Below are 19,600 nucleotides of genomic sequence, written 5' to 3' on the forward strand. Positions count from 1 at the left end.
CGCCCCCCGGGGCCCATGAGATCAGTCCCAAGGAGCGACGATGTCGGCCCCCAGCCTGACCCCGAGCAAGGCGGCCAGAGTCCGCCACGCCCAGCCGCCGGTGGACGGCCCGCCCCAGCGCGGCGGGTCGTTCGGCAGGAGCCTGAAGCGCAACCTCACCGCGCACGGCTTCCTGATCGGAGCGGTTCTCTGCTTCGCGTTCTTCTCCTGGTACCCGATGGTCCGGGAGTTCTTCCTCGCCTTCCAGAAGACGGACCAGGGCGAGGTCTCCTGGGTCGGCATGGAGAACCTGGAGACGGTCTTCAACGACCCGGCCTTCTGGCAGGCCTGGCGCAACACCCTGCTGTTCACCGTGCTGGCTCTGGTGCTCGGCTTCGCCGTGCCGTTCGTCGTCGCGATCGTCATCAACGAACTGAGACACGGAAAGGGGTACCTCCGGCTGCTCGTCTACCTGCCGGTGATGCTTCCCCCGGTCGCCTCAGTGCTGCTGTTCAAGTACCTGTACGACCCCGGCTACGGCATGCTCAACGAGGTGTTCGGGTTCTTCGGACTGCCCGAGCAGCAGTGGCTGCAGGATCCCGACCTGTCCATGCTCTCCGTGGTCATCGCGTCGACCTGGATGAACATGGGCGGCGCGGCGCTGATCTACCTGGCCGCGCTCCAGGGCATCCCCGGTGAGCTGTACGAGGCGGCGGAGCTGGACGGGGCCGGGCTGCTGCGCAAGATCTGGCACGTCACGATCCCGCAGACCCGGCTCATCCTCTCGCTGATGCTCCTGATGCAGGTCATCGCCACCATGCAGGTCTTCGTGGAGCCCTTCCTGCTCACCGGCGGCGCCGGCCCCGAGGGTTCGACGACCACGGTCGTCTACCTCATCTACCAGTACGCCTTCAACTTCAACAACTACGGTGCCGCGGCGGCCCTCGGCCTGCTGCTCCTCGTACTGCTGGCCGGTTTCTCGGCGGCGTACGTGAAGCTCAGCCGCGCCGAGGACGAGTAGAGCCGGGGGAAACCACAGATGTCCACACGCACACTCATCTCACCGGCCCAGCTCGCCCGGCCTCGCGGGAAGTTGCTGTACTGGGTGGTCTTCGGCCTGGTCGTCGCCCTCTTCACCGTGGTCTTCCTCGGCCCGATGTACTGGATGGTCTCCAGCGGCTTCAAGGACACCCAGGAGGTCGTGCGGACCCCGCCGACGCTGGTCCCCGAGTCCTTCCGGCCGGAGAACTACTCCGATGCCTGGAACGTCATGGACCTGGCGAGCCTGCTGGGGAACACCCTGTTCTACGCGTTCGGCGCGCTCGCCTTCCAGCTGGTGTTCGACGTGGCGGCGGCCTACTCGCTGTCCAAGCTCCGGCCGGTCTTCGGCAAGGCGATCCTCGGCCTGATGCTGGCGACGCTGATGATCCCGGCGACCGTACTGGTCGTGCCGCAGTACCTGACGGTGCTCGACGTGCCGATCTTCGAGCGCAACCTGCTGAACACGCCGTGGGCGATCTGGCTGCCCTCGGTGACGAACGCCTTCAACATCTTCCTGCTGAAGCGGTTCTTCGACTCGATCCCCCGGGAGCTGCTCGACGCCGCCTCCATGGACGGTGCCTCGCCGATGCGCACCCTGTGGTCGATCGTGCTGCCGATCTCGCGGCCGATCCTCGGCGTGGTCTCCATCTTCGCGATCGTGGGGGTCTGGAAGGACTTCCTCTGGCCCATGCTGACCCTGCCCGACCCGGCCAAGCAGACCCTGAACGTCGGGATCTACTCCCTGTCCAACGGGGTGCCCGTGAACGTGCTGATCGCCGCGCTCACCATGGCCTCCCTGCCGACGCTCATCATCTTCCTGATCTTCCAGCGCAACATCATGAGCGGACTCACCGCCGGAGGGCTCAAGGGCTGAGGTCTCCAGGGCCGAGGCGCTCGCCGCCCGCCTTCCTCCCCCCGTGTCCCGGGCCTCCCGGGCCTCCTGGCACGTCCCGTCAACCTTCGCCGTCGGCCCGTCCGACGCCCCGTTCTGTCCGGGCCGGCGGCGAAGATCCACCCTGCCCGAAAGGACCGTCACGTGGCAGCCCCCAACTCGCACCGCACCGACAACTGGTGGCGCGACGCCGTCATCTACCAGGTGTACCCCCGCAGTTTCGCCGACGGCGACGGCGACGGCACCGGTGACCTCGCGGGCGTGAGGGCGAGACTGCCCTACCTCGCCGAACTCGGGGTGGACGCCGTCTGGTTCACCCCCTGGTACGTCTCACCGCTCGTCGACGGCGGCTACGACGTCGCCGACTACCGCACCATCGACCCCGCCTTCGGCACCCTGGGCGAGGCCGAGAAGCTGATCGCCGAGGCGCGGGAGCTGGGCATCCGCACCATCGTCGACATCGTCCCCAACCACGTCTCCGACCAGCACGCCTGGTTCCGGGCCGCGTTGGAGGCCGGCCCGGGCAGCGCGGAGCGGGAGCGGTTCCACTTCCGCCCCGGCCGCGGTGCGCACGGCGAGCTGCCGCCGAACGACTGGCCCTCCCAGTTCTCCGGCCGCACCTGGACCCGGGTCCCGGACGGCGAGTGGTACCTGCACCTGTTCACCCCGGAGCAGCCCGACCTCAACTGGGCCCACCCCGAGGTGCGCCGCGAGCACGAGGACGTACTGCGGTTCTGGTTCGAGCGGGGGGTGGCGGGCGTACGCATCGACTCCGCCGCCCTGCTCGCGAAGGACCCCGCGCTCGCGGACTTCGAGGAGGGCGTCGACCCGCACCCGTACATCGACCAGGACGAGCTGCACGACATCTACCGCTCCTGGCGCAAGGTCGCCGACGAGTACGGGGGCGTCTTCGTCGGTGAGGTGTGGCTGCCCGACGCCGAGCGCTTCGCCCGTTACCTGCGGCCCGACGAACTGCACACCGCCTTCAACTTCAACTTCCTGTCCTGCCCCTGGGAGGCGGACCGGCTGCGCCGCACCATCGACGACACTCTGGCCGAGCACGCCCCGGTGGGCGCCCCGGCCACCTGGGTGCTCTGCAACCACGACGTGACCCGCACCGTGACCCGTTACGGCCGCGAGGACACCGGTTTCGACTTCGCGAAGAAGGCCTTCGGCACCCCGACCGACCTGGCCCTGGGCACCCGGCGCGCCCGGGCCGCCGCACTGCTGACGCTGGCCCTGCCCGGGTCCGTCTACCTGTACCAAGGGGAGGAACTCGGCCTGCCCGAGGCCGACATCCCGCGCGAGCGGATCCAGGACCCGATGCACTTCCGCTCCGGAGGCGTCGATCCGGGACGGGACGGCTGCCGCGTGCCCCTTCCGTGGGCTGCCGACGCGCCGTACTGCGGGTTCGGCTCGGAGACCGAGCCCTGGCTGCCGCAGCCGGAGGGCTGGGCCGCGTACGCGGCGGACCGCCAGGGTGCGGACCCGCGGTCGATGCTCTCGCTCTACCGCGAGGCGCTGGGCCTGCGGCGGTCCACCGCGGGATTCGGCGACGGCGCCCTGGAGTGGCTGCCCGCGCCGGACGGCGTCCTCGCGTTCCGGCGCGCGGGCGGCCCGGTGTGCGTCGTCAACCTGTCCGCGTCGCCGGTCGAGCTGCCCGCGCACGGTGCCGTCCTGCTCACCAGCGGACCCCTGGACGAGGCCGGGCGGCTGCCGGGCGACACGGCGGTGTGGCTGCGCGACTGAGCCGTTCCCGGGCGGCGTCCCCTGCCGGCGCGGACGCCGGCGGGGGGGTCCGCCGTCGCCTGTCGTCCCGGAGCAGGGCAGAATCAGGACAGGAGGCCGTGGGAGGAGGCGACGCGTGCGGGAACGAGCGTGGCTGGGCGGGCTGCGCCGCCCCCCGAATCCCCTCGTCAGCGGGCAGCGGGCGGCACGGGGCGCGCTGCGGTCGATGACGGAGGCGCTCGGCGCGCGACGTCGGCTGGCCTGGTTGAACGCGGCGGACCTGAGCATCGGCACCACGCTCGACGTGCGGCGGACCGCGGAGGAGCTGGCCGACTTCACCGTGCCGGAGCTGGCCGACGGCGCCGCGGTGGACCTGCTGGACTCGGTGCTGCGGTTCCAGGAGGGCGACCGGGGCACGGGCGGGGAGGCGCCGCGGCTGAGGGCCATGGCGGTGTCGGAGGTCGAGGGCCTGAACCTCGCGCCCGATCCCGTGGGCGAGCTGTCGGTGCACACCGCCGACCGGCTGGGGCAGCGGTGTCTCACCACCCGCCGGCCGGTGCTGGTGTCCCGGATGACACGCGCGGACTTCGCCGTGATCGCACCCTCGCGCGAGTCGTCGGACATCATGCGCCGGGCGGGCGTCCACTCCTACCTGGCGGTGCCGCTGATCGCCCGCGGGGTGCTGCTGGGGCTGGCCGACTTCGTGCGGGCCGGCCACCGGGCGCCGTTCAGCCGTACCGACGTCGCCCTGGCCATGGAGCTGGCGTCCAAGGCCGCCGTGTACATCGACAACGCCCGGCTCTACGGGCGCGAGCGCGACCACGTCATCACCCTGCAGCGGGCACTGCTCCCCCGGTCCAGTCCGAGCACGCCGGGCCTGGACGTGTCCTCGTGCTACGACCCGGCCGCCGATCCGGCCGCCGTGGGCGGCGACTGGTTCGACGTGGTCGCGCTGCCCAGCGGCCGCACCGCGCTGATGGTGGGCGACGTGATGGGGCGCGGCCTGGCCGCCGCCGCGACCATGGGGCGGCTGCGCACGGTGGCCCGGACCCTGATGGCGTTGGACATCGCGCCCGAGCGGTTGCTGGCCCGGCTCGACCTGGCCGCCCGTGATCTGGAGGAGGACCAGGTCGCCACCTGTCTGTGCGCGGTCTACGACCCCTGCGGCAACACCTTCCGCATCGCCAGCGCCGGGCACCCGCCACCGCTGCTGACCGGGCCCGACGGCACCGTCTCGTTCCTGGAGGTGCCCACGGGGGCCCCGCTGGGCACGGGGGTGATCCCGTACGACCCGGTCGAGCGGCCGGTGCGCGAGCGGAGCCGGCTGACGCTGTACACGGACGGGCTGATCAGGTCCCGCACGGCCGACCTGGGCACCCAGCTGGAGCGGCTGCGCGAGGCGCTCGGCGACGACCTGCCCGAGGACGCCGCCGCGTGCCGGACGGTCGCGGAGCGGGTCGGCGACGACCGGTCGGACGACGCGATCGTGCTGGCGGCCCTCGCCCGGCCGCTCGGTCCGGAGTGCGACGTGTACGTGCGGGCGCTGCCGCCGGACGGCAAGGCCGCCGGGCAGGCCCGTGCGGCGGTGCGGGAGCAGTTGGAGCGGTGGGGGCTCGAGGAGCTGGTCGACACCACGGAGCTGGTGGTCAGCGAGCTGGTCGGCAACGCCCTGCGGTACGGCAACGCGCCCGGCGAGCTGCGGTTGCTGCGGCACGAGCGGCTGTCCGTGGAGGTCTCCGACTCCGGTCCCGACCTGCCGCAGATCCAGCACGCGGACGTGAGCGACGAGAGCGGGCGCGGTCTCCAGCTGATCAACATGATGTGCCGGCGCTGGGGCTCGTGCCGCACGCCCGGCGGGAAGGTCGTCTGGGCCGAGCAGGACCTGCCCCTGCGAGCCGGGACGTCCGGCCCGCGGTAGCGTCCGCGCCGCCTGCCCTACGCGGCCTTGTCCAGGGCCGGACGCTCGAACTGGGTGCGGTGCAGCTGGGCGTAGCGGCCGTCGGCCGCGAGGAGTTCCTCGTGGGTGCCGCTCTCCACGATGCGCCCGGCCTCGACCACCAGGATCCGGTCGGCCGTCCGGACCGTGGACAGCCGGTGCGCGATCACCACGGCTGTCCTGCCCTGGAGGGCTTCGGTGAGGGCTTCCTGGACGGCCGCCTCGGAGGTGTTGTCGAGGTGGGCGGTGGCCTCGTCGAGGATGACGACGCGCTGGCGGGCCAGCAGCAGCCGTGCGATGGTCATGCGCTGGCGTTCGCCGCCGGAGAGCCGGTAGCCGCGCTCACCGACCACGGTGTCGAGCCCGTCCGGCAGGGACCGTACGAGGTCGGCCAGCCGGGCGCGGCGCAGCGCCGCCCACAGCTCGTCCTCGGTGGCGCCCGGCCGGGCGAGCAGCAGGTTGGCCCGGACGGTGTCGTGGAAGAGGTGGCCGTCCTGGGTGACCATGCCGACGGTGTCGCGCAGCGACCGCGCGCTCAGGTCGCGGACGTCGACGCCGCCGACGCGGACGGTGCCGCCGTCGGTGTCGTACAGGCGCGGCAGCAGTTGGGCGATGGTGGACTTGCCGGCGCCGGACGAGCCGACCAGCGCGATGGTCTGGCCCGGTTCCGCTCGGAAGGAGAGGCCGTGCAGGACCTCTTCGCCGCCGCGGGTGTCCAGGGTGGCGACCTCTTCGAGGGAGGCGAGGGAGACCTTGTCGGCGGACGGGTAGCCGAAGCGGACGTCGTCGAACTCGACGGCGACCGGGCCTTCGGGGACCGGGCGGGCGTCGGGCTTCTCGTCGATGAGCGGGGCCAGGTCCAGCACCTCGAAGACCCGCTCGAAGCTGACGAGGGCGCTCATGACCTCCACGCGGGCTCCGGCGAGCGCGGTGAGCGGCGCGTACAGGCGGGTCAGCAGCAGGGCCAGCGCCACGACGGCGCCCGGGTCCAGGGTGCCGCGCAGGGCGAAGAAGCCGCCGAGGCCGTAGACGAGGGCCAGGGCGAGCGCGGAGACGAGGGTGAGCGCGGTGATGAAGGCGGCCTGGGCGGTGGCGGTGCGCACGCCGATGTCGGCGACCCGGCGGGCCCGGTCGGCGAACTCGGCGGACTCCTCCTCGGGGCGGCCGAACAGCTTGATCAGGGTGGCGCCGGGCGCGGAGAAGCGCTCGGTCATACGGGTGCCCATGGCGGCGTTCAGGGCGGCGGCCTCGCGCTGCATCCGGGCCATGCGGCGGCCCATCCGCCGCGCCGGGAGCACGAACACCGGGAGCAGCACCAGGGCGAGCAGGGTGATCTGCCAGGACAGGGTCAGCATGACGGCGAGGGTGAGCAGCAGGGTGACCACGTTGCTGACCACGCCGGACAGGGTGTTGCTGAAGGCGCGTTGGGCGCCGATGACGTCGTTGTTGAGACGGGAGACGAGCGCTCCCGTACGGGTGCGTGTGAAGAACGCGACCGGCATGCGCTGCACATGATCGAACACGGCCGTCCGCAGATCGAGGATGAGTCCCTCCCCGAGCGTCGCCGAGAGCCTGCGGGAGAGGATGCCGAGCACCGCCTCGGCGACGGCGATGAGCGCGATGAGCAGGGCGAGGCGCACGACCGTGCCCTCGTCGCCGTCCGACACGATCGCGTCGACGACCTTTCCGGCGAGGACGGGGGTGGCGACGGCGAGCAGTGCGGTCGCCACCCCGAGCAGCAGGAACCGGACGATGCGGCGGCGGTGCGGGCGGGCGAACGCGCCGATGCGGCGCAGTGTGGCGCGGGCGAAGGGGCGGCGCTCGTCTTGGGCGTGCATGGCGCTGTACAGCTGCGTCCACGCCGTGGTCTCCATACTCATGCCGATGACCGTAGAACCTCGACCAACCTTGAGGTCAAGGCGGCACGGCCGGTGGTCCGTAAGCCCGTGTCCGCGCGTCGGCCACCCGTAGTTGGCGCGTCTGGGGGAATGTCTTGTGCTGTGACGACAGCGGTTCGAGTCCCCGAGAAGCCACTCCTGCGCCGCGTCCCGGTCCGCCGGGTCCTGTGCGTGCTTCCGCTGCTCCTGGTGGGCGTGGTCGCCGTCCGGCACCGGTCCGTGCTCGCGGAGGGTTTCGGCCATCTCGCCACGGCCCGCTGGCCCTGGCTGCTGGCCGCGGTCGGCGCGACCTGCCTGACCTGGGTCGCCGCCTCCTGCACTCGGCAGGGCGCCGTGGTGGAGCGGCTGCCCCGGCGGCGGTTGTTGGCCACCCAGTTCGCGGCCGGCGCGGCCAATCACCTGCTGCCGACGGGTCTGGGCGCGAGCGCGGTGAATCTGCGGTTCATGACGGTGTGCGGGCTGCCGCTCGCCCGTTCCTCGGCCGCGCTCGCGCTGTACCTGCTGGCGGAGAGCGTCGGCCGTCTCGCCCTGCTGGGCGCCCTGCTGATCGCGTTCCCCGGCGCGCTGCGGCTCGGCACGCTGCTGCCCGAGGGGGCCGTGGTGCCGCTGCTGGTCGTGGCGGGCGCGGTCCCGGTCGTGGCGGCGGGGGTGCTGGTGCTGTTGCCGCGGCTGCGCGGGGCGCTGGTCTCCTTCCTGCGGACCGCGCTGGGCGAGGCCCGCTCGGTGCACACCCGGCCGGCTCGCGCGCTGGCGCTGTGGGGCGGTGCGCTGGCGTTCCCCGCGTTGCAGGCCTCGGTGCTGGTCCTGGTGGGCCGGTCGCTGGGGCTGACGCTGCCCGCCGGGCACCTGGCGGTGGCGTACCTCGCGGCGACGGTGGCGGTGGCGCTGGTGCCCACGCCGGGCGGCATCGGCTCGGTCGAGGCGGCGCTGGTCGTGGCGCTGGTGGCGGCGGGCGGCCCGCCGGCCGTGGCCACGGCGGTGGTGCTGGCGTTCCGGCTGCTGACGGTGTGGCTGCCGCTGCTGCCGGGGGCGCTGACGCTGGCGGCGCTGGTGCGGGCGCGGGTGATCTGAGGGGACGTCCGGGTCACCGAGCGGGTCATCCCGGGTGCGGCCGGGAGACGGTGACGTGGACCGCGCCGCCGTCGGGGTCGACCCGGTGCGTCCAGTGTGCCGTGAGCGTGAGCGGGCGGTGCGGTACGGCCGTGGTGAGCCGGCCCCGCTCGCGGTGCAGGAGGCGGCCGTCCTGGGTGACGTATAGGACGGGGCGGGGCAGGGGGGCCCTCGTGCGCAGGAGGTAGGGGAGGCGGTCGGACGGGGTGACGCGGCTGGGGGTGATGCGGAGCAGGGGCGGGTCGGCGACGAGGGGGACGCCGACGGGCCAGCACGGGTCCGTGGGGCTCGTGCGGTCCGTCGGGTCCGTCTGGCCCGTCGGGTCCGTCTGGCCCGTCTGGCCCGTCGGGTCCGTCGGGCCCGTCGGTCGCGCACCGGTGCGGTCGGTGAGCCAGTCGTGTACGGCGGTCGCGGCGTGCGCGCCCTCGCGGGCCGCCGTGGCCGCGCTCTCGACGGCGTGCAGCACGCTGCCGACCGCGAAGACGCCGGGCCGCGAGGTGCGCAGGGCGCCGTCCACGGCGGGACCGCGGGTCGCCGGGTCCAGGGTCAGCCCGCCGCGCCGGGCGAGTTCGTGGTCGGGGACGAAGTCGCCGGTGAACACGACGGTGTCGCAGGCCAGTGTGGTCGTGCGGCCGTCGCGGTGGCGTACCCGCACACCCGACAGGCGTCCACGGCCGAGGAGTTCGGTGACCGTGGTGCCGGTGAGGACGGGGGTGCGGTGCCGCAGGCGCGCGTGCAGGGTCCGCGCGGGTGCGGCGGGGGCCCGGGGCAGCTCCGTGACCAGCGCGACGACCTCGGCTCCGGCCGCCCGTACGGTGCCGGCGGCGGCGTGGGAGACGTCCTCGGCGCCGACGATCACCGCGCGGGCGCCGATGTGCTGCCCGTACAGGTGGACCGCCTGCTGGAGTTCGCCGGTGGTGTAGACGCCGGCGGGCCGGGTGCCGGGGACGAGGCGGGCGGCGCGGGGGCGTTCGCGGGCGCCGGTGGCCAGGACGACCGCGTCGGCGGCGAGTGTTTCGGTGCCCTGTGGTCCGACGGTGGCGAGGGCGCGCGGGCCCGTCCAGTCGAGGGCGGTGACGCCGGTGCGCAGGTCGGCACCGGCGCGGACGGCCGCGTCGGTGAGGAGACCTGCGTAGGCCGGGCCGGTCAGTGTGTGCGGCCGGTTGCCGAAGCCCCGGTGCGCGCAGTGCCTCGGCACTCCCCCGGGTGACTGCTCGCGCTCCAGGACCTCGACGCGGGCTCCGAGGGTCGCGAGCAGGGACGCGGCGGCGAGTCCGGCGGGACCGGCGCCCACCACCAGGACGTCGACGTGTCGACTTGTCATCCCTGCGCCTCCTCGAACAACGCCCTGACCACCGCCCCGCAGTAGAAGCCCTGGCAGCGGCCCGCCCGGGCCCGGGTGCGGCGGCTCAGTCCCTCCAGCGAGCGGGGCGGGACCGGTCCGGCGAGGGCGTCACGGATCTCACCGCGGGAGACGCGTTCGCAGTGGCAGACCAGGGTGCCGTACTCCGGGTCGGCGGCGACCAGGTCGGGCCGCTGGTGGGGGCGGGGATATGCCTCGCCGAGGTTCGGCATGCGGACCGGTTCGAGCGGGCGCCGGGGGCCGAGGTCGAGGCCGGTGTCCGCGAGGAGGCCCGTGACGTGCTCGGCGATGGCGAGCGAGGCGGTGAGGCCGGTGGAGCGGATGCCGCCGACGGTGACGTAGCCCTGGTGGGGGTGGGCGGCGATGCGGTAGTCGTCGTGCTCGGTCGCGGCGCGCAGGCCCGCGTAGACGGCGGTGACCTCCTCCTCCAGCAGTGCGGGCAGGATGCGGCGGCCCTGTTCGCGCAGGCGGCGCAGTCCCTCGGCGGTGGAGCCGGTGTCGCGCTTGTCGTCCAGGTCCTCGGCGGTGGGGCCGAGCAGGACGTTGCCGTAGACGGTGGGGGCGACCAGGACGCCCTTGCCGAGGGCGGTGGGGACGGGCAGCAGGATGTGGCGGACCAGGGCGCGGGCGAACTTGTCGTGGACGACGAGCTGGCCCCGGCGCGGGGTGACCGTGAAGTCGTCGTGGCCGAGGCTCCGGTCGAGGGTGTCGGCGTGCAGCCCGGCGGCGTTGACGAGCCGTCGGGCGTGCAGCGGGCCGCGCGGGGTGCCGAGCCGGTGGACGCCCTCCGCGTGACCGGCGTGTACGACGGGCGAGTCGAGGTGCAGGTCGACTCCGGCGCGGACCGCCTGGGTGGCGTAGGCGAGGGTGGTCGTCCACGGGCAGATGATGCTCTCGCCGGGTACGTGCAGGGCGCCGAGCGCGCCGGGGCCGAGGTGGGGTTCGCGGGCGTAGAGGTCGGCGGGGGCGAGGACGCGGGTGTCGTGGTAGTCGTTGCGGCGGGCCTTCTCGGCGAGGCGGGGCAGCGCCGCGAGCTGCTCCGCGTCCCAGGCGACGAGCAGGGCGCCGACGCGCTCGACGGGGATGCCCGACTCCGCGGCGTACGCGGCGAGTTCGCGGGCGCCCTCCCGCACCAGCCGGGCCTCCAGCGAGCCGGGCACGGCGTCGAACCCGGTGTGCAGGATGGCGGTGTTCGCCTTGGAGGTGCCCTGCCCGACGTCGTCCTGCGCCTCGACCAGGGCGACGCGCACCCCCGGGTGCTGCGCCAGCCGCCGGGCGATCGCGCACCCGACGACCCCGGCCCCGACGACCGCCACGTCGTACGGCTCGCCGGGCAGCGTCCCCGACACGGTGACGGTCATGCCGGGCTCCCTTCGAGCGGCGCACGGCCCGGGACACGCAGCGCCCCCGCGCCGGGGAGCGGCCGACCCGCCGGCCGGCCGGCACGCGGCCACCCGGTGGCACCCCGCCCGACGAAAGTCCCGGCGCCTCGGGTCGCCCCGCGGGCCCGTCGTCCCGGCCGGTTTCCGGGGCCACGCGGCACAGGAGTCTCGGACGGCACGGCATGCCGCTTTGCGACGGACCGGGACCACGGCTGAGCCCACCCGGAGGAGCGTGCGGCGCCGGGCGTCGTCGGCAGGGGCGGCACCGGCGCCTGATACGGCACGGCGGGTCGCCGCGGGGCGAGCCGGGGCGGCCGCTCAGCGTTTTCGCGGGAGGACGCGGCGGCCGGCGTGTCCGCACCCGGGAACGGGGGCGTGGTCCGGGTCGTGCCGGGGCGGCGGTGGCCGTGGCTCCGGCCGCCGGTCATGCCGGGCTCCCGGCGAGCAGCGCGGCGACCGCCCTGCGGAAGTGGGTGCGGCGCTCGGTGGCCTCGTCGGCGGTGACGCGGGGCTCGTACACGGTGGTGGGCCCGAGGTCGGGGAGCGCCTCGGTGAGGGTGCGGGACGGGTCCGCGCCGAGCCGGGCCAGGGCGCCGACGCCGAGCGCGGTGGCATCCGGCAGGGCGGACACCTCCACCGGGCGTTGCAGCAGATCGGCCTGCGTCTGCATGAGGAGCGTCGAGCGGGTGAGGCCGCCGTCGACGCGCAGTGCGGTCAGCGGGCCGCCGAGGTCGGCCGCCGCGGCGTCGGCGAGTTCCGCGACCTGGGCGGCGAGGCCCTCGCACAGGGCGCGCACCAGGTGCCCGGGGGTGGTGTCCAGGCCGAGACCGGTGAGCGAGCCGCGCAGGTCGCCGCGCCACCAGGGAGCGGCGAGCCCGGCCAGTGCCGGGACGAAGGTGACGCCGCCGGCGTCCGGCACCGCGGCGCCCACGGGGTCGAGGTCGGCCGCGCCGGTGATGACGCCGAGGTCGGTGAGCCAGCGTACGGCGGAGGCGGCCGTGTACACCTGGCCGTCCAGGCAGTGGTCGGTGCGTCCGCCGAGCCGCCAGGCGACGCAGGCGGACAGCCCCGAGGCGCCCCGCCGCGGTGTGCCGCCGGTGTGGGCGAGGAGGAACGCCCCGGTGCCGTAGGTGCACTTGGCGGTGCCGGGCTCGGTGACGCGCTGGGCGAGCAGTGCGGCCTGCTGGTCGACGGCGAGGCCGGTGAGCGGGAGTTCGGGGCCGAAGGCCCTGGTCGTACCGATGGGGGCGGCGTTGTCCACGATGTCCGGAAGCCGTTCGCCCCGCAGCCCGTACAGCTCCACGGCGCGTGGCGACCACTCGACGCGGTCGAGGTCGAGGAGCCCGGTGCGCGAGGCGGTCGCGGCGTCCGTGACGTGGGCGCCGGTGAGGCGGTGCACGAGCCAGGTGTCGGAGGTGGTGACATGGCCCGCGCGGGTGAGGTGCCGTCGTATCCAGGCCATTTTCGGCGCCGCGAAGTACGGGTCGAGGGGCAGGCCGGTCAGGTGACGCAACTCGTCGGCGTGGTCGGCCAGTTCGGCGCACAGGGGTGCGGCCCGGCGGTCCTGCCAGACCAGCGCGTCGGTGAGCGGGCGGCCGGTTTCCGGGTCCCAGGCGAGCACCGTCTCGCCCTGGTTGGCCAGTCCCAGCGCGGTGACCGGCTCGTCCGCGTCGGCGAGCGCCCGGCGCCCGGCGTCGACCACCGAGCCGTACAGCTCCTCCGGGTCGACCTCCACCAGACCGCCGGGCAGGTACCGGGGCCGGACCTCGGCGAAACCGGTGCCGATCACGCCCCGCTCGGGGCAGATCACCAGCGCCTTGGTGCCGGACGTGCCCTGGTCGACGGCGAGTACCGAGCCCGGCACGTGCACCTCCCCGCTTCCTCCGCCGACGGCCTCGGCGATCACCGCGCGCCAGCCTGCCCCCGCGGACACACCGCGTCAAGAGCGGCTGACGGGCCGTCAGTCGGCCCTGATGGCCAGGGTTTTGCGCCGGTGCCGCGAAAGCGAACAGATGCGGAACCTCCGCCTCTATAGTGTGCGCCGACCGCTCGACCACCGCACCACCGCCCCCGGGGAGGGCTGTTTGTCACGCCATGCTGCCGTACGGTCCGTTCCGCTCCTCGCAGCGGGCGTGTGATGGCCAGAGACGGAGCACAGCCCGCCTACGACCCCGCCGGCCACGACACCGCGCTGCGCTCGGCCCTGCAGGAAGTCCGGGCCGGGCGCTGGATGTCGATGCGCATCCTGCTGGAGCAGACCGGCTCCTGGTCGCAGTGGACGCGGCGCACCCAGGTGCTGGCCGCCTCGGCGGCCGGTACGGACGTGGTGCGGGCCTGGCTCGCGGAGGAGCCGCAGAGTGCGGCGGCCGCGGTGATGCACGCCCGGGTGGCGGTGGAGCGCGCGCTGCGGGCGCACCGCGAGGACCATCCCCGCACCCGCGAGCTGTGGCCGCAGGCCTGGCACGCCTGCGAGGCGGCGTCGCGGGCCGCGCCGCACGACCCGGTGCCGTGGGTGTGTCTGCTGGCGCTGGCCCGGCTGGACGAGGGGCAGCGCTGGGAGGAGCACCGGATGGCGCCGCCGGAGCCGATGCTGCCGCCGGGGCCCTGGGGGCTGCTCGCCGAGGCCGGCAAGCGCGACCCGTACAACCGGGAGGCCCACCACCGCATGCTGCAGTTCCTGTATCCGCGCGGCGGCTCCGAACGCCTCGCCCGGGCGGCCGGGTTCGCGCACTGGGCGGCGGGTTCGGCGCCGCCCGGCTCGGCCCTGCACGTGCTGCCGCTGTACGTGCGGGTGGAGCGCTACCGCCGCTCGGGCGCGCGGGAGGCGGCGCTGGACCTGCACTGGGTGGCGGAGGACGCCACCCGTGAGGCGCGGCAGGCGTTCGACTCCTGGTTCGCGCTCTCCGTGCGGGACGAGCGGTCCCTGCCGGACCTGAACCACCTGGCCCACGCACTGTGGGGCGCCCTCCGGTTCCGGGAGGCGAACCAGGTGTTCGACGCGCTCGGCCCCTACTGGACGCCGCTGCCCTGGGCCTGCCGGACCCCGGGTGACGGTTCGGCCGGGCGGGCGGTGGAGGTGTTCCTCCAGGCCCGCACGCGCAGCCGTTCGGCCGCCCGAGCCCGTGGCCACGGCCGGCGACGCCCCTGACCCCCCACTCATCCGTCCCGGAGGTTTGCCATGCCCCGCCCCTCTGAACCGTCCGTCAGCGAGGAACAGCGCCTGCGCGAACTCGGCTACCGGCCGGTGCTGGCCCGCCGCATGGGCGGCTTCGGCAACTTCGCGATCAGTTTCTCGGTGATCTCGATCCTGTCCGGCTGCATGACCCTGTACGGCTTCGGAATGGGCACCGGCGGCCCCGCCGTGATGCTGTGGGGCTGGGCGGGCGTCGGCCTGTTCGTGCTGTGTGTCGGGCTGGCGCTGGCCGAGGTCACCAGCGCGTATCCGACGTCCGGCGCGCTGTACTACATGGCCGACCGGCTCGGGGGACGCCGCTGGGGCTGGTACACCGGCTGGCTGAACCTGCTGGGGCTGCTCGGCGCGATCGCCGGGATCGACTACGGGGCGGCGCTGTTCACGGGCGCGTTCCTGAACCTCCAGTGGGGCTTCGAGCCGACGCCGGAGAAGACGATGCTGATCTTCGTGGTGATCCTGCTGCTGCACGCCGTGCTGAACCTCTTCGGCGTGCGGCTGGTCAGCGTGCTCAACTCCGTCAGCGTGTGGTGGCACCTGGCCGGTGTCGCGCTGATCGTCGGCGCGCTGGTGATCGTCCCCGACCACCACCAGTCGCCGTCCTTCGTCTTCACCGAGTTCGTCAACGACACCGGCTGGGAGAACCCGCTGTACGTGGCCGCGATCGGCCTGCTGCTGGCCCAGTACACCTTCTCCGGATACGACGCCTCCGCCCATCTGTCCGAGGAGACCTCGAACGCCTCGGTGTCGGCGGCGCGGGGCATCGTGCGGGCCATCTGGGTGTCGTGGCTGGCGGGCTTCGTGCTGCTGGCCGGACTGACCTTCGCCATCCAGGACTACGACGCGACGCGCGACACCGCGACCGGGGTGCCGCCCGCCCAGATCCTCCTCGACGGGCTGGGCACGGACGGCGCGAGCGCGCTGCTGCTGGTGGTGATCGTGGCGCAGTTGTTCTGCGGCAACGCCGAGGTGGCCGCCGCCAGCCGGATGGTGTTCGCGTTCAGCCGGGACGGCGCCCTGCCCGGTTCGTCGCTGTGGCGCAAGGTCTCCGCCCGCACCCAGACCCCGGTCGCCGCGGTGTGGCTGTCGGTGGCCGTGGCCTGTCTGCTGGCGCTGCCGTCCCTGTACTCGGCGACGGCGTACGGCGCGGTGACCGCCATCAACGTCATCGGCATCACCCCGGCGTACGCCATCCCGGTGCTGCTGCGGCTGCGGGCCGGCGACCGGTTCACCCCGGGGCCCTGGAACCTGGGCCGGTGGAGCAGGCCGGTGGGGTGGGTCGCGGTGGTGTGGGTGGCGTTGGTCACCGTGCTGTTCTGCCTCCCCCAGTCGTCCCCGGTGACGGTCGACACGATGAACTACGCCGCCGTCGCCCTGGTCGTCGTACTCGTATTGGCCACGGTGTGGTGGTTCGTCGCCCGCCGTTCGTACGGCACCCCGACGGCCGCCGCCTACGGCGACGACCGCGAGCAGGCGGAACTCGCCGAAGGCATCGTCTGAAACGCCCCGTTCCGCCCTGCGGCACGGTACGGACCACCGCTCGGGATGCGGCAGGATGAACCCTCGCGCCGGTCGAACTGCCTTGCGGTCCGGCCGGATCGCGCATCCCCGACATCCCGTAGGTTTGGAGACGGCCGGTGACCGAGGACCTGACCATGGACCACCTGCTGCCCGCCGGCATCGCGCTGGGGGCGGGTCTGCTGGGGGCGTTCCTGCTGCGGATGCTGCTGCGCTGGCTGGCGGGCCATGCCGGGCGCACCCGCTGGGGCGGCGACGACGTGATCGTGGCCGCACTGCGCACGGTGGTGCCGTGGGCGGCGGTCGCGGCCGGGGTGGCGGGTGCGGCGGCGGCGCTGCCGCTGACGCGGGAGGTGCAGCACGGCGTCAACCAGGTGCTGACGGTGCTGCTGATCTTCGTGGCGACGCTGACGGCGGCACGGGTGATCGCCGGTCTGGTGCGGACGGTGACGACGTCGCGCTCCGGGGTCGCCGGTTCGGCCACGATCTTCGTCAACATCACCCGCATCCTGGTGCTGGCCATCGGCTTCCTGGTGATGCTGCAGACGCTGGGCGTCTCGATCGCGCCGATGCTCACCGCCCTGGGCGTGGGCGGCCTCGCGGTGGCGCTGGCCCTCCAGGACACGCTGGCCAACCTCTTCGCGGGCATTCACATCCTCGCCTCCAAGACCGTGCAGCCGGGCGACTACATCCAGCTCAGCAGCGGCGAGGAGGGCTATGTCGAGGACATCAACTGGCGCCAGACCACCGTGCGCGAGCTGTCCAACAACCTGGTGGTGATCCCGAACGGGCAGCTCGCCAAGTCGAACATGACCAACTTCATGCGGCCCGAGCAGCAGCTGACCGTGCTGGTCCAGGTCGGCGTCTCCTACGACAGTGACCTGGACCACGTGGAGCGGGTGACGTCCGAGGTGATCGCCGAGGTGATGACCGAGGTCAGCGGCGCGGTGCCGGACCACGAGCCGGCGATACGCTTCCACACCTTCGGCGACTCGCGGATCGGCTTCACGGTGATCCTGGGCGTGGGCGAGTTCAGCGACCAGTACCGGATCAAGCACGAGTTCATCAAGCGGCTGCACCGGCGCTACCGCGCGGAGGGCATCCGGATCCCGTCGCCCGCGCGGACGGTCGCGCTCCAGCAGGGGGCCGTGGTCCTCCCGCAGCAGCGGACGGGCGAGGAGACCGTCCCGCTCCCCTGAGCGCGGCGTGGCCGGAATCTCCGTGCCACCCCTGTCGAGCCGGGGTCGGTCACGAGATATCTTGATGTCGAGCAATGTTGCAGACGTGGAGCGGAGCACCCGGTGACTGACTCGACCATCATCTATACACACACTGACGAGGCCCCGGCCCTGGCGACGTATTCGTTCCTGCCGGTGGTCCGGGCGTACGCCTCGCAGGCGGGTGTCGCGGTCGAGACCCGCGACATCTCGCTGGCCGGCCGCATCATCGCCCTGTTCCCGGAGTACCTCACCGAGGACCAGCGCATCCCGGACGCCCTCGCGGAGCTGGGCGAGCTGGCCAAGACGCCCGCCGCCAACATCATCAAGCTGCCGAACATCTCGGCGTCCATCCCGCAGCTCAAGGCCGCCGTCGCCGAGCTGCAGGGCCAGGGCTACGCGCTGCCGGACTACCCGGACGACCCGAAGACCGACGAGGAGCGCGACGTCCGCGCCCGCTACGACAAGGTCAAGGGCTCCGCGGTCAACCCGGTCCTGCGCGAGGGCAACTCCGACCGCCGCGCCCCGGCCTCGGTGAAGAACTACGCCAAGACCCACCCGCACCGCATGGGCGCCTGGTCCGGCGAGTCCAAGACCAACGTGGCGACCATGGGCGAGAACGACTTCCGTTCCACCGAGAAGTCCACGGTGATCGCCGAGGACGGCACCCTGCGGATCGAGCTGGTCGGCGACGACGGCACCACCACGGTGCTGCGCGAGTCGGTGCCGGTGAAGAAGGACGAGGTCGTCGACGCCTCCGTGCTGCGCGTCGCCGCCCTGCGCGAGTTCCTCACCGCGCAGGTCGCCCGCGCCAAGTCCGAGGGCATCCTCTACTCGGTGCACCTGAAGGCCACGATGATGAAGGTCTCCGACCCGATCATCTTCGGCCACGTGGTCCGCGCCTTCTTCCCGAAGACCTTCGCCCGGTACGGCGAGACGCTCGCCAAGGCAGGTCTCACCCCGAACGACGGCCTGGGCGGCATCTACAAGGGCCTGGAGTCCCTGCCCGAGGGGGCCGAGATCAAGGCGTCCTTCGACGCCGAGCTGGCCGAGGGCCCGGAGCTGGCCATGGTCGACTCCGACAAGGGCATCACCAACCTGCACGTGCCCTCGGACGTCATCATCGACGCCTCCATGCCGGCCATGATCCGCACCTCCGGCCACATGTGGGGTGCGGACGGCCAGGAGCACGACGCCCTCGCCGTGATCCCGGACTCCTCCTACGCCGGTGTGTACCAGGCCGTCATCGAGGACTGCCGCGCCAACGGCGCCTTCGACCCCTCCACCATGGGTTCGGTCCCGAACGTCGGCCTCATGGCGCAGAAGGCCGAGGAGTACGGCAGCCACGACAAGACCTTCGAGATCCCCACCACCGGCACGGTCCGCCTGGTCGACGCCGCCGGCAACGCGGTGCTGGAGCAGACGGTCTCCGCCGGTGACATCTTCCGCGCCTGCCAGACCAAGGACGCCCCGATCCGCGACTGGGTGAAGTTGGCCGTCACCCGGGCCCGCGCCACCGGCGACCCGGCCGTCTTCTGGCTGGACGAGGGCCGCGCCCACGACGCCAACCTGATCGCCAAGGTGAAGGCCTACCTGGCGGAGCACGACACCGAGGGCCTGGACATCCGGATCCTGAACCCGGTTGAGGCGACCAAGCTGTCGGTGGAGCGCATCCGCCGCGGCGAGAACACCATCTCGGTGACCGGCAACGTGCTGCGCGACTACCTGACCGACCTCTTCCCCATCCTGGAGCTCGGCACCAGCGCCAAGATGCTGTCGGTCGTCCCGCTGATGGCGGGCGGCGGCCTCTTCGAGACCGGTGCCGGCGGCTCGGCCCCGAAGCACGTGCAGCAGCTGGTCAAGGAGGACTACCTGCGCTGGGACTCCCTCGGTGAGTTCTTCGCCCTGGTGCCGTCCCTGGAGCAGTACGCCGAGGCCACCGGGAACACCCGTGCCAAGGTCCTCGCCGACACCCTCGACCGCGCCACGGCGACCTTCCTCAACGAGGACAAGTCCCCGACCCGTCGCGTCGGCGGCATCGACAACCGCGGCAGCCACTTCTACCTGTCCCTGTACTGGGCGCAGGAGCTGGCGAAGCAGACCGACGACGCGGACCTGGCCAAGGCCTTCGCCCCGCTCGCCGAGACGCTCACCGCGAGCGAGCAGAAGATCGTCGAGGAGCTGAACGCCGTCCAGGGCAAGCCGGCCGACATCGGCGGCTACTACCAGCCCGACCCGGCCAAGGCCGCCGAGGTCATGCGCCCGTCGGCCACCTGGAACGAGGCGCTGGCGTCCCTCGCCTGATCCTCCCCGGGGCCCGCAGGGACCCCCGGCACCCCGTCTCCG

13 protein-coding genes are annotated in these 19,600 nt (G+C 73.2%); 9 read left to right on the top strand and 4 right to left on the bottom strand.

Translation table 11 applies throughout. The features are described 5' to 3' along the window. Nucleotides 1–40 precede the first annotated feature (40 nt). The 4 genes from ACZ6IM_RS27300 (at nucleotide 41) to ACZ6IM_RS27315 (ending at nucleotide 5,558) form a co-directional block, all read left to right on the top strand. Complete coding sequence (locus ACZ6IM_RS27300; protein ID WP_052841920.1) at nucleotides 41–1,000, top strand: carbohydrate ABC transporter permease; 960 nt, start codon at nucleotides 41–43, stop codon at nucleotides 998–1,000. An 18-nt stretch (nucleotides 1,001–1,018) separates the two neighbouring features. Further along, entirely contained in the window at nucleotides 1,019–1,894 is an 876-nt protein-coding gene (locus ACZ6IM_RS27305; protein ID WP_469559869.1) for a carbohydrate ABC transporter permease, read from the top strand. Between the two features lie 162 nt (nucleotides 1,895–2,056). After that, nucleotides 2,057–3,661, top strand: coding sequence for a glycoside hydrolase family 13 protein (locus ACZ6IM_RS27310; RefSeq protein ID WP_052841922.1), 1,605 nt, complete (start codon nucleotides 2,057–2,059; stop codon nucleotides 3,659–3,661). 115 nt (nucleotides 3,662–3,776) lie between these two features. Then, nucleotides 3,777–5,558 carry an ATP-binding SpoIIE family protein phosphatase gene (locus tag ACZ6IM_RS27315; RefSeq protein ID WP_052841923.1) on the top strand — a complete coding sequence of 594 codons (1,782 nt, stop codon included), beginning with the start codon at nucleotides 3,777–3,779 and terminating at the stop codon, nucleotides 5,556–5,558. Nucleotides 5,559–5,575: 17 nt separating this feature from the next. On the opposite strand, the gene ACZ6IM_RS27320 is transcribed toward ACZ6IM_RS27315, so the two are convergent. After that, nucleotides 5,576–7,450, bottom strand: a complete 1,875-nt coding sequence (locus ACZ6IM_RS27320; RefSeq protein WP_052841924.1) for an ABC transporter ATP-binding protein — start codon at nucleotides 7,448–7,450, stop codon at nucleotides 5,576–5,578. A gap of 195 nt (nucleotides 7,451–7,645) precedes the next feature. Between ACZ6IM_RS27320 and ACZ6IM_RS27325 the strand changes: the two genes are divergently transcribed. Then, the gene (locus tag ACZ6IM_RS27325) at nucleotides 7,646–8,545 is read left to right on the top strand and encodes a lysylphosphatidylglycerol synthase transmembrane domain-containing protein (protein WP_469560033.1); all 900 of its coding nucleotides are present in this window, start codon (nucleotides 7,646–7,648) and stop codon (nucleotides 8,543–8,545) included. 25 nt (nucleotides 8,546–8,570) lie between these two features. Here the strand turns inward: ACZ6IM_RS27325 and ACZ6IM_RS27330 are convergent, their stop codons facing one another. The 3 genes from ACZ6IM_RS27330 to ACZ6IM_RS27340 form a co-directional block, all read right to left on the bottom strand. Next, nucleotides 8,571–9,908, bottom strand: coding sequence for an NAD(P)/FAD-dependent oxidoreductase (locus ACZ6IM_RS27330; RefSeq protein ID WP_469559873.1), 1,338 nt, complete (start codon nucleotides 9,906–9,908; stop codon nucleotides 8,571–8,573). Further along, nucleotides 9,905–11,308 carry an NAD(P)/FAD-dependent oxidoreductase gene (locus ACZ6IM_RS27335; protein ID WP_052841926.1) on the bottom strand — a complete coding sequence of 468 codons (1,404 nt, stop codon included), beginning with the start codon at nucleotides 11,306–11,308 and terminating at the stop codon, nucleotides 9,905–9,907. Before ACZ6IM_RS27335 ends, ACZ6IM_RS27330 begins: the two co-directional genes overlap by 4 nt. 445 nt (nucleotides 11,309–11,753) lie before the next feature. Next, on the bottom strand, nucleotides 11,754–13,193 hold the full coding sequence (locus tag ACZ6IM_RS27340) for an FGGY family carbohydrate kinase (RefSeq protein ID WP_469560036.1): 1,440 nt from the start codon (nucleotides 13,191–13,193) through the stop codon (nucleotides 11,754–11,756). 273 nt (nucleotides 13,194–13,466) lie between these two features. On the opposite strand from ACZ6IM_RS27340, the gene ACZ6IM_RS27345 reads away from it, so the two are divergent. From ACZ6IM_RS27345 to ACZ6IM_RS27360, 4 genes are all read left to right on the top strand, one after another. Beyond that, nucleotides 13,467–14,477 (top strand): hypothetical protein, encoded by a 1,011-nt coding sequence (locus ACZ6IM_RS27345; RefSeq protein WP_052841927.1) that lies wholly within the window; start codon nucleotides 13,467–13,469, stop codon nucleotides 14,475–14,477. A gap of 30 nt (nucleotides 14,478–14,507) precedes the next feature. Beyond that, nucleotides 14,508–16,019, top strand: a complete 1,512-nt coding sequence (locus ACZ6IM_RS27350) for an amino acid permease (RefSeq protein ID WP_052841928.1) — start codon at nucleotides 14,508–14,510, stop codon at nucleotides 16,017–16,019. 137 nt (nucleotides 16,020–16,156) lie between these two features. Next, nucleotides 16,157–17,236: a mechanosensitive ion channel family protein gene (locus ACZ6IM_RS27355; protein WP_469559878.1), complete on the top strand. Its 1,080-nt coding sequence runs from the start codon at nucleotides 16,157–16,159 to the stop codon at nucleotides 17,234–17,236. Between the two features lie 102 nt (nucleotides 17,237–17,338). After that, nucleotides 17,339–19,558 (top strand): NADP-dependent isocitrate dehydrogenase, encoded by a 2,220-nt coding sequence (locus ACZ6IM_RS27360; protein WP_052841930.1) that lies wholly within the window; start codon nucleotides 17,339–17,341, stop codon nucleotides 19,556–19,558. Nucleotides 19,559–19,600: the final 42 nt, after the last annotated feature.

This window comes from Streptomyces sp. NPDC042336, assembly GCF_055581985.1.